The sequence below is a fragment of the Micromonospora sp. NPDC050795 genome (genome assembly GCF_044456785.1).
Classification (GTDB): Bacteria; Actinomycetota; Actinomycetes; order Mycobacteriales; family Micromonosporaceae; genus Micromonospora.
The window spans coordinates 1-1,291 of sequence record NZ_JBITGE010000117.1; the positions used below are offsets into that span (position 1 = coordinate 1).

Sequence of the window (1,291 nt, forward strand, 5' to 3'; positions counted from 1 at the left end):
ATGGCCAGGATCCGCGTTCTGGCGTACGCAATCCTGGACGGCACCCTGATCCCGGTCGACCGGGTCGCCGACCACAAGCCCTACTACTCCGGGAAACACCGGCGCCACGGCGTGAACGTGCAGGTCATCACCGACCCAGCAGGTCGGCTGATCTGGGTGTCCGCAGCCCTGCCCGGTTCCACCCATGACCTGACCGCGGCCCGCACCCACCAGATCATCGACACGCTGCGCAGCGCCCACGTGATGACCTTCGCCGACAAGACATACCAAGGCGCCCGCGGCAGCATCACGACCCCGCTCAAACGCCACCGCCACCGGCCGAAACTGTCCCGTCGGCAGAAAACGGTCAACCGCTCACACGCGCGTATCCGCGCCCGCGGTGAACGCGCCAACACCTCAAAACCCAGAAAATCCTAGTAGGGGCTGTCTCGCAAAGGTCGTCGCGAACAGCGTCCGGGTCCCACGCTGACTTGTTGGGCAGCCGTTGCATACGGTCCGGCGTGGTGTCGCCGGCGGCCTCGGCCAGGGTCCAGCCGTTCTTGCTCGCCAGCGGCGACAGCAACCCGACCAGGTAACTCAGCGCCTGCCGGCGCGGCTCCGCACGCCCGAACCGGTGCGCGAACCGCGCCAGCAGATCATCGAGTCCGGCCCGCCAGACCACAATCTCATCGATCAACACAAGCACGGAAGCCTGCCCGCCCCACGACTGACCACAACAGACAGACGGTGCGACCACACCACCTACCCACCGAATAACATCGACATTCGCAGCTACGCGGCAGACTCAACGACGACGTCGATCATGCCGATGAGCTGCCGAAACGCCAGATCAGGCAACTGCGGCTGGAGTACTAGTACGGCAGCCGCCGTTTGAGATGTCGCTGGTGAGGGCCGGTTAAACGAGGTGCGGCCACCGCGTGATCGTCTGTCTGCTGTGGACATGACTTCGGATCTGGCGGTGGCCGCAGGCCACAGCGTAAACCCTGCCCGGTGGCGACAGGTCCTGACCGGGATGTGCGATGCGTTCGCGGGACGGTTCGGGCGGGTCGAGCCGCGTCGGACGGCAGCGGCGTTCGTGACCGGGCTACTGGCCGACATAGAGGTCAAGACGTGCTGGCAGTTGGCGGAGCAGGCCGGGCATGCCCGCCCGGATGCGATGCAACGGTTGTTGTCTCGGGCGGTGTGGGACGCCGACACGGTCCGCGACGACGTGCGGGACGTGGTCGTCGACCGGTTCGGTGACCCGGACGCGGTCCTGGTCGTCGACGAGACCGGCGACCTGAAGAAGGGC

General features: G+C 66.4%; 2 protein-coding genes and 1 pseudogene. 2 read left to right on the plus strand and 1 reads right to left on the minus strand.

Going from position 1 to position 1,291, the window contains the following annotated elements:
* A pseudogene (locus ACIBEF_RS32495) lies at positions 1-390 on the plus strand (transposase family protein); the annotation flags it as partial.
* Here the strand turns inward: ACIBEF_RS32495 and ACIBEF_RS32500 are convergent.
* Positions 347-736 (minus strand): transposase, encoded by a 390-nt coding sequence (locus tag ACIBEF_RS32500; protein ID WP_396797249.1) that lies wholly within the window; start codon positions 734-736, stop codon positions 347-349. The pseudogene ACIBEF_RS32495 and the gene ACIBEF_RS32500 overlap by 44 nt on opposite strands.
* Before the next feature lie 276 nt (positions 737-1,012).
* Between ACIBEF_RS32500 and ACIBEF_RS32505 the strand changes: the two genes are divergently transcribed.
* On the plus strand, positions 1,013-1,291 hold a 279-nt coding region (locus ACIBEF_RS32505; RefSeq protein ID WP_396797251.1), incomplete at its 3' end, for a transposase.